Here is a 9,440-nt window from a genome sequence, read left to right on the forward strand (position 1 = left end):
ACTGTCTTTGCTCAAATAAACTTACGAGTATCTTCACTCTGACAATACAATTAATAAAGTCTTAATTTTATCGACCTAAGTGAAAATCCACACAAGTTGTTCTTGTGTTTGTTGTTATTTAGTGTACCAAAGATATCGTCTATCATATGGTGAGCTTGATATTGTAATACGTTTTGTTTTACTCTGTCAAGCTTTATTTAATTCTTGCTAAGCTTCGTAATTTGTTTTACTTGTTTGTAAACTCTTCGTCGCTCAGTGGTGGCGTATTATACGTGAATCTAAATGGGTGTCAACAGGAAAATATAAATAATTTTAAATTAATTACTAACTTTCTTTTATATTAATGATTTTATTCATATTTTAACTGTTTAAAAAACTCAAATCTTCTTCTGGACGCTTGGTAAACACTTCACAGCCGTTTTCAGTGACCATCAGTGTGTGTTCCCATTGGGCGGACAATTTACGGTCTTTAGTAATTACCGTCCATTTATCGGGTAAGGTTTTGGTTTGCCATACACCTTGGTTAATCATTGGTTCAATGGTAAATGTCATGCCTGTCGTCAGTTGTAAACCGGTATTTTTTTTACCATAGTGCAGAATTTGTGGTTCATCATGGTATACGTCACTAATTCCATGTCCGCAATATTCTCTTACTACGCTAAAACGCTCGGGTTCAGCCACCGCTTGAATCGCTGCGCCAATATCGCCTACATAGGCGCCATTGCGAACGGCTTTCATCCCTGCATATAGTGCGTCTTGGGCAATTTTGCAGATACGCTGCGCCATGATAGAGCCTTCACCAATAATCCACATTTTTGAAGTATCGCCATGATAGCCATCTTTTATCACTGTGACATCAATATTGACGATATCGCCATCTTTTAGGATACGGCTATCATCGGGAATACCATGACAAACTACATGGTTGATTGAAGTACAAAGCGTATGCTGGTAGCCATGATAGCCGACATTGGCAGGAATGGCTTTTTGGACATCGACAATATAGTCATGGGCAAGCTTGTCTAATGCCCCGGTCGTTACACCTTCTTTGACATATTCATCTAACATCACTAAAACGTCGGCGGCTAATTTACCAGCGACGCGCATTTTTTCAACGGCTTCAGGGTTATTTAATAATGTTTTCATACAATAATTATCTGATTTTGCAAAAATTTAAGAAGACGTATTATAGCCCTTTTCGCCTTGTTCACAAAACTACTATTTGTTTAAACAGTTGTTACTTGAATTTTGGATGGGTTGTAACTATTGTGATGTTCTACAATGACAACAAGGGTTAGGAACGTCTATGGCTAATTCAATTAATATCGATACACAGAAGTATGTAAGACCTTCTGAAGCTGAAATCAAGGCAAATTTGAATGATGAGCAATATTATGTGACACAGCAAAACGGCACTGAACGCCCTTTTAGTCATGAATATGATCACCAATTTGAACGTGGTATCTATGTGGATATTGTCAGCGGTGAGCCGCTTTTTAGCTCATCAGATAAGTATGACTCAGGTTGTGGTTGGCCCGCCTTTAGCAAACCGATTGATACAGCAGTAATCAATGAATTGTTTGATGACAGTCACGGTATGCGACGTACTGAAGTGCGTAGCCGTGTTGCTGATTCGCATTTAGGCCATGTGTTTAATGATGGTCTTCCTGAGCTTGGCGGCATGCGCTATTGCATCAATGGCGCGTCGCTACGTTTCATCCCTGTGAACGAGATGGAACAAGAAGGGTATGGTGACTTAATCGGATTGGTTGAATAATTACCATCTGCATTTGCTAAAACATATAGCTTAACCATATAAAAATGTGTTAAAATAGCAGTTTGTCATTTTATCTTAAAATGGCAAATTGCTTTTTTTATTTACTAACATGACACACACATTGCTATTTTCAAGCTAACAAGCTTGATAAGAGTTAAGCTGGGTGTTTGCAAATTTGATTAATTAAAATCCTGTAGATTTTGATGCGTGTTTGCAAATCGGCTTAATCGGTAATGTGGAGGCATAACCCAACTTTACTTAAGGAAATCTCATGGCGTCAGCTAATCCTACCCAAGTTTCAATGCGTGATCTTTTAGAAGCCGGTGCACACTTTGGTCACCAAACTCGTTTTTGGAATCCAAAAATGGGCAAATTTATTTTTGGTGCACGTAACAAAATCCACATCATCAACCTTGAGCATACAGTTAAAGCGATGAACGAAGCGCTAAACTTCGTTAACCGTGAAGCAGCGCGTGGCAACAAAGTACTATTTGTTGGTACTAAACGTGCAGCAAGCAATGTTATTAGCGAACAAGCCGCTCGCGCTGGTATGCCGTATGTTGACCATCGCTGGTTAGGTGGTATGTTAACCAACTGGAAAACCATCCGTCAGTCAATTACGCGTTTGAAAGAATACGAAAAACAAGCTGAAGACGGTACGTTTGCTAAGTTAACCAAACGTGAAGCGTTAGAGCGTACTCGTGAAATGGAAAAACTTGAGCGTGCGTTAGGCGGTATCAAAAACATGAACGGTTTACCTGATGCAATTTTTGTGGTTGACGTTGACCATGAAGCGATTGCAATCAAAGAAGCAAAAAACTTAGGTATCCCTGTTATTGGTATCGTTGATACAAACTCAAACCCAGATGACGTAGATTATGTCATTCCTGCCAATGACGATGCGATTCGTGCGGTAACGCTATACGTATCAGCGGTTGCAGATGCAATTATCGCTGGTAAAGAATACGCTAAAACTCAAGGCGGCAAAGCAGCAAATCAAGAAGAAGCAGTAACTGAAGCACCCGCAGAAGCTGCGGCAGAATAAGGGTTACCGTAGTATCATAGCAGCGCATTGCTTGGGTTGTTATGATACTGTCATCAAAATTTTATAAACTAACTTTGATGAGTAAACACAAAATTAGCTTCTAAAAATTCGAATTTGTAGCGTAATATTAAAGGGCAAAAATCACCCATTTTTGTCCTTTAATCTTCAAATGTTTAGACAATAAACAACCCAATTCTCATCTATAATGATAATCAATTGAGGTATCTCATGGCAGAAATTAGTGCAAAACTGGTAAAAGAATTACGTGACCGTACAGGTCTTGGTATGATGGAATGTAAAAAAGCCCTGCAAGAAGCAGACGGCGACATCGAAACCGCAATCGATAACCTGCGTAAATCAGGTCAAGCAAAAGCTGCTAAAAAAGCAGGTAACATTGCTGCTGATGGTGCTATCATTATCGCTCAAGAAGGTAACAAAGCCTTACTACTTGAAGTAAACTGTCAAACTGACTTCGTGGCAAAAGATGCTAACTTCACCGCATTTGCAAACAAAGTAGCTGAACTGGCGCTTGCTAACGATACCACTGATGTAGCGGCTATCTCTGCATTGCCGTATGGCGATGGTCAAACGGTTGAAGAAGCCCGTGTTGAGCTCGTACAAAAAATCGGTGAAAACATCCAAGTACGCCGTGCAGAAGTGATTGAAGGTGACAACCTAGCCTCTTACCGTCACGGTATCCGTATTGGTGTAGTGGTTTCTGTTGAAGGCGGTAACGCTGACACCGCAAAACACGTAGCGATGCAAGTTGCAGCATTCAACCCAATCGCCGTTGATGAAGCCAATGTACCTGCTGATATTCTAGCGCGTGAAAAAGACATCATCGAAGCGAAAGCAAAAGAATCTGGCAAACCAGAGGCCGTGATTGAAAAAATGATTACGGGTGGTCTACAAAAGTACTTGAACGAAGTAACTTTGCTGAACCAACCTTACGTTATCGACAACGAGAAAAAAGTTGGCGATATATTAAAATCTGAAGGTATGACGGTTAAAGCATTCAAACGCTTAGAAGTGGGTGAAGGCATCGAGAAAAAACAAGAAAACTTCGCTGAAGAAGTGGCAGCAGCTCAAGCAGCAGCAGCTAAATAATAAGCGACAACCGCTAGGTTGTAGACTTATTAAAAATACCCCATAAATTTGGGGTATTTTTTTGTCTAATTTTTTTATTTTTTATGTGAAGCGATTATTTGTAGATGAAGCGATTAATTGGCTGCGGCTAACGCTTGCTCAAGGTCAGCTTTGATGTCCTCAATATGCTCAATACCAATGGATAAACGAATCATGTCTTCGCTGACACCTGCTTTTTGCAACTCTTCAGCATTTAACTGGCGGTGCGTGGTAGTGGCGGGATGGCAAGCAAGTGACTTGGCATCACCGATATTGACTAGACGGGTAATTAATTGTAGCGCATCAATGAATTTCGCCCCTGCTTCACGGCCGCCTTTTAACCCAAAGGTTAGAATCGCTGATGGCTTACCACCAAAGTATGTTTGCGCAAGCTTATGCTCTGGATGGTCGGTTAATCCTGCGTACTTGACCCAAGCCACTTGTGGATGATGGTTTAAAAATTCTGCCACGGCTTGGGCATTTTGGCAATGTCGCTCCATACGCAAGGCTAACGTCTCTAGCCCAAGCATAATTTGCCAAGCATTCATTGGGCTTAGTGCCGCACCGGTATTACGTAAGGGCGCAACGCGTGCGCGGGCAATAAACGCCGCAGCACCCATGGCTTCGACAAAATTGACACCATGATAGCTGGCATCTGGGGTATTTAAAATCGCGAAACGTTCTTTGTGAGCGCCCCAATCAAATTTGCCACTATCGATAATCACACCACCCACCGACGTGCCCGAACCACTCACATATTTGGTCAATGAATGAATCACAATATCAGCACCATGCTCAAATGGACGGCACAATGTTGGCGTGGCGACGGTGTTATCAATCACCACAGGTACACCTTTGCTATGAGCAAATTCGCTAATTTTTGCGATATCTAGCACATTACCCAATGGATTGCCAATACTTTCACCAAATATCAGTTTGGTACGCTCATCAATCAAATCAACCAAAGTCTCAGGTTTGGTATAATCAAAGAAACGCACTTCGATACCTTGACGTGGCAACGCATGGGCAAATAAGTTGTAAGTACCGCCATACAAAGTTGATACTGAGACGATGTTATCGCCTGCCTCACATAGGGTTTGGATGGTATAAGTAATCGCCGCCATCCCGGATGCCACCGTCAATGCACCGATGCCGCCTTCTAACGCTGCCATACGCGCTTCAAGCACCGCATTGGTTGGGTTCATGATACGGGTGTAGATATTGCCGGCAACTTTAAGATCAAAAAGGTCAGCACCGTGTTGGGTGTTGTCAAAGGCATACGAACTGGTGTGGTAGATAGGGACAGCGACAGCTTTGGTGGTCGGTTCTGGTTCGTACCCTGCATGAATGGCGAGCGTTTCTGGGCGATGCGGTGGGCTCATACATATTCCTTTAATTTAGTTTAATTAGCAAAAAAATCTCTTTTGCATTGTAACGAGTTATTAATCAGTTTTGCAAATTCACAATAGAGCATTATTGGAACATTAATGCTGTTTTTTGGAATATCGATTCGTGGTGAATTGGCGTCTAAAAGTGCGCCATATATCCATTGATAGCCACAAACGCTAGCACAGACAAACACAGCAACACTAAGCTTTGTAAAAGAAGCCGCTACCTTTTGGTAACCACCATGGAATGAAACAAGCCATCATTATTACGGGCTTTCACGTAATTACTCTAGACGAAGATAAATGAGAAAAAATAAATAATAGATAAAACCTCACCGTTAAATACCTAATCTAACAAAAGTGTTGAAGCTGGTCACACCAGAATAGACCCTAGAGAGCAATTCAGACGAAAATACCCTTAAAATAGTATCAAATACGCGTAAACTAGCCTGCCAATTTAGCAAAAACAAGCGTAAAAATATCTTTAGCTTGTAAAAAAACCCATAATGACCGTTGTCAGTATGGGTTTAACCAATGATATTAAAGCAGGGGTATTAAAGCCCTAGTATCGAAGCCCTATGATTAAAGCGTTGACTCGTGTCTAAATTAGCTTATAGCTGTAACTCACTGATATCTGCAACCGTTAAAAACAACCCACGCACTTTTTTTAGCAACGCCAACCGATTGGCTTTAAGATTAGCATCTTCACTATTCACCATCACCTGCTCAAAGAAGTCATCCAATGGCTGCTGCAGCGTGGCTAGCGATTGTAAAATCTGGGTGTAGTTGGCGTTGTCAGTGTGTTGGTGGGGCTCAATACTTTGCGCCGCAGTTTGCACCGCTTGATACAATGCTTTTTCGGCAGGTTCTTGTAAATAAGCCGTTTGTACTTGGGTTGCAATCTCACCCTCTGCCTTGGCTAAAATATTGGCAACACGTTTATTGGCCTCGGCAAGTTGTTTGGCGGGTGGCAAATCACGGAAGGCTTGTACGGCTTTGATACGATGGTCAAAATCCATTGGCAGTTGCGGTTGTAGCGCCTGTACCGCCATAATTGTATCCACGCTCACGCCTTGGTCTTCATACATGGCACGGTAGCGTGAATTAATAAACTCCATCACTTGTTTGAAAGTTTTTGGTAAGTCGTCAATTTTGCCCACATAACCCAATAAAGCTTGCTCAAGCAAGACTACCAGATTTAGTGGCAGTTGTTTTTCAATCAAGATACGCAGTACCCCAATCGCCGCACGGCGCAGACTAAACGGGTCTTTTGAACCCGTTGGCGCTTGGTCAATGCCAAAAATACCGACCAGCGTATCCAAACGGTCTGCTAATGCCAGCGCCGTTCCAATGTTGGTCGCGGGTAGTTTATCGCCGCTAAATTTTGGCAGATATTGCTCTTCGATTGCCGCCGCCACCGCTTCTGGCTCGTGGTTTAAACGTGCATAGTAAGTCCCTGCCACGCCTTGTAATTCTGGAAACTCACCCACCAAGGTACTGGCAAGGTCTGCTTTTGACAGCAAGCCTGCCCGTGCCGTTTGTTCAACGTCTTCGCCAATTTGGGTAGCAATAAAGGCAGCTAGCTTGGCAATACGCTCAGATTTTTCCCAAATTGTCCCTAACTTATCTTGGAATACGCGGGTTTTGAGATTTTCAGTCAAGGCAAACAATGGCTGTTTTTGGTCTTGTAAAAAGAAAAACTCGGCATCAGCAAGGCGTGGACGTACCACTTTTTCGTTACCGGCAATCACTTGCGCTTTATCTTTACTGTCGATGTTACTGATAAAGATAAAATAAGGCTGTAATTTACCTTGGCTGTCAGTCAAACAAAAATATTTTTGATCCGCCTGCATGGTACTAATCAAGGCCTCTTGCGGCACTTGTAAAAATCGTGGCTCAAAGCTTGCGCGTAGCGCTACTGGATAATCGACCAGCGCAGTGACTTCATCAAGCAAATCTTGCGGTACGATAGCAGTCGCCCCTACTTCATCAGCAAGCTGTTGCACTTGTTCTTTGATAAGCTGCTGGCGTTTGTCAAAATCAGCGATGACATGCGCCTCGGCAAGGTTTTGCTCATAGCTGTCCGCCGTGTCAATTCTAACCTTATCAGGATGATGGAAACGATGTCCAAGACTATAACGACCCAGTTCAACGCCCTGCGATCCTGTCTCACCCGACGTTAATCCTTGAATCGTTGCTGGCAGCACTTGGTCGTCTTTGAGTAGCACCAACCATTTGACAGGGCGAACAAACTCAGAACGCTCTGCGCCACTGCGCATGCGTTTGGCAATCGGCAACTCATCTAAGGCTTTTTGAAAAATACTCGGCAGTAACTCAGCCACAGGCTGACCGATGACATTCATTTCATAGCCGATATAATCGCCTTTATCACCCTTGATGGTAATTAAATCCTTGACGTCAATACCCAAGCCTTGGGCAAACCCTTGAGCCGCCTTGGTTGGATTACCGTCCTTGTCATAGGCAGCTTTGACTGCAGGACCGCGTTTTTGTTCGATTTTATCGGGCTGTTTTTCACTAATTCCTTGAATCTGCAAGGCAAGGCGACGCGGGGCGGCAAAGCTTTTAATGGTATCAAAGCGAATATTGGCATCTTTTAGCGATTGGGTGACATGGTCAGTGAGAGCATCGCGCAATTTTTTTAGATTTTTTGGGGGCAATTCTTCGGTGCCAAGTTCAAATAAAATAGTAGACATGCTAAAGCCTTGTTGATTCAAATAGGGTAAATATAGGCGATTATAGCAGAAATTTAAGCCATAAAAATGCCCCATCAGCGGGGCAAATCAAGAAAACTGTCAGCGCAAAACCAAAATTAAACTTATCGGCTGGTGCTTGCCGAAGTCGTTACAGCGGTTGTAGCGACTGGCGTATTATTGACCGCCGCTTTTGGTTTGGCCTTGGCAGGATTGACCACAAAGTTAATCCCTAACAACAACAGCGTCACCCCTAAAATCGGGCGCAATTTTTTCTCAGGTAGTTTACTGCTCAATAATGTGCCTACAATAATGGCAGGAATCGCGCCAATGAGCAAAAAGGTCAGCATGTGAAAATCCACACTGCCTGACAGCAAATGTCCGAGACCTGCGACCAGGGTTAACAGCACCGCATGTACCACATCCGAGCCGATGATACGAATGAGCGGCAATTGGGGAAAATCAGCACCAGCGCCATGACGCCAAATGCCCCTGCCCCAACCGACGATAAGGTCACTACTACCCCGAGCAATATGCCCATCAGCACCAATTTATATTTGGGGATTTGGGAGGTGAGACTGTCAGTTTGGTCAGTTGTGCGGTATTTGTCAAAAAACGCCTCAATACGGTTGCGAAAAATCAGCGAAATCCCGGTAATGGTCAACATCACGCCCAATATCAAGGTCATGATTAGTTTGATGGCGTTGATATTACCCAAATAAGTAGCGACGAGATAATTGGTGACAATGGAGGCTGGAATACTACCAATGGCTAGCCATAGCACGATTGGCCAAACGACATTCGATTTTTTAAAATGTACCACCCCACCAAAAAACTTGGAAATAGCGGCGTATAGCAAATCGGTGCCGACAGCAATATGCGGCTCTACTTTTAGCAGTAAAATCAAAATCGGCGTCATCAGTGACCCACCGCCCACGCCTGTCACACCCACGCAAAATCCGACAAAAATACCCGCTAAAATAAAATAAAGTTCCACTCACCGCCCCTTGTTACATGGCTTACTTGCTGCGGCTATTGTAGTAGAATAGCGCGTTGTTGCCCTGTGGCGATTTTTGATATAAATATGCGAGATTAGAATATTATCTATTTATTTACTAATAAAAGTTTTTAAACCACTAAAAAATTCTGAATATTTTTATTTTTATACTTCTTAATTGCACCTAATTGTAAATCAGTAAAATCGCCATTTTGAATATCTTTTATTATCTGTTTTTCGAAATCTTCTATATTTTCTTGACATCTTCTATAATCTTTATCTAAAAATCTAAATAATCCATGCTCATCACCACTTTTAAAATTATCATTCAATAATTTAATCTATAATACTCCCAGAAAACTAGACCAAAAAATCGTAGCAAATAAGATAGAATAGC

General features: G+C 42.4%; 7 protein-coding genes and 1 pseudogene. 3 read left to right on the top strand and 5 right to left on the bottom strand.

Annotated features, from left to right (window positions below; genetic code table 11):
- Window positions 1-360: 360 nt before the first annotated feature.
- The gene (map, locus tag RT084_RS12320) at window positions 361-1,146 is read right to left on the bottom strand and encodes a type I methionyl aminopeptidase (protein WP_062332270.1); all 786 of its coding nucleotides are present in this window, start codon (window positions 1,144-1,146) and stop codon (window positions 361-363) included.
- A 160-nt stretch (window positions 1,147-1,306) separates the two neighbouring features.
- Between map and msrB the strand changes: the two genes are divergently transcribed.
- The 3 genes from msrB (at window position 1,307) to tsf (ending at window position 3,929) form a co-directional block, all read left to right on the top strand.
- Window positions 1,307-1,777, top strand: a complete 471-nt coding sequence (gene msrB / locus RT084_RS12325) for a peptide-methionine (R)-S-oxide reductase MsrB (RefSeq protein ID WP_065253765.1) — start codon at window positions 1,307-1,309, stop codon at window positions 1,775-1,777.
- Between the two features lie 271 nt (window positions 1,778-2,048).
- Window positions 2,049-2,822 carry a 30S ribosomal protein S2 gene (gene rpsB, locus RT084_RS12330; protein WP_050324911.1) on the top strand — a complete coding sequence of 258 codons (774 nt, stop codon included), beginning with the start codon at window positions 2,049-2,051 and terminating at the stop codon, window positions 2,820-2,822.
- Window positions 2,823-3,050: 228 nt separating this feature from the next.
- Window positions 3,051-3,929, top strand: a complete 879-nt coding sequence (tsf, locus tag RT084_RS12335) for a translation elongation factor Ts (RefSeq protein WP_312384814.1) — start codon at window positions 3,051-3,053, stop codon at window positions 3,927-3,929.
- A 113-nt stretch (window positions 3,930-4,042) separates the two neighbouring features.
- Here the strand turns inward: tsf and RT084_RS12340 are convergent, their stop codons facing one another.
- The 4 genes and pseudogenes from RT084_RS12340 to RT084_RS12355 form a co-directional block, all read right to left on the bottom strand.
- Window positions 4,043-5,329, bottom strand: coding sequence for an O-acetylhomoserine aminocarboxypropyltransferase/cysteine synthase family protein (locus RT084_RS12340; protein ID WP_312115456.1), 1,287 nt, complete (start codon window positions 5,327-5,329; stop codon window positions 4,043-4,045).
- A 617-nt stretch (window positions 5,330-5,946) separates the two neighbouring features.
- Complete coding sequence (glyS, locus tag RT084_RS12345) at window positions 5,947-8,049, bottom strand: glycine--tRNA ligase subunit beta (RefSeq protein WP_313100324.1); 2,103 nt, start codon at window positions 8,047-8,049, stop codon at window positions 5,947-5,949.
- A gap of 122 nt (window positions 8,050-8,171) precedes the next feature.
- Window positions 8,172-9,043, bottom strand: a pseudogene (locus RT084_RS12350) (sulfite exporter TauE/SafE family protein).
- A gap of 131 nt (window positions 9,044-9,174) precedes the next feature.
- Window positions 9,175-9,375, bottom strand: a complete 201-nt coding sequence (locus tag RT084_RS12355) for a hypothetical protein (RefSeq protein ID WP_313100326.1) — start codon at window positions 9,373-9,375, stop codon at window positions 9,175-9,177.
- Window positions 9,376-9,440: the final 65 nt, after the last annotated feature.

The sequence above is a fragment of the Moraxella sp. CTOTU48717 genome, assembly GCF_032057165.1.
Taxonomy (GTDB): domain Bacteria; phylum Pseudomonadota; class Gammaproteobacteria; order Pseudomonadales; family Moraxellaceae; genus Faucicola; species Faucicola tetraodonis.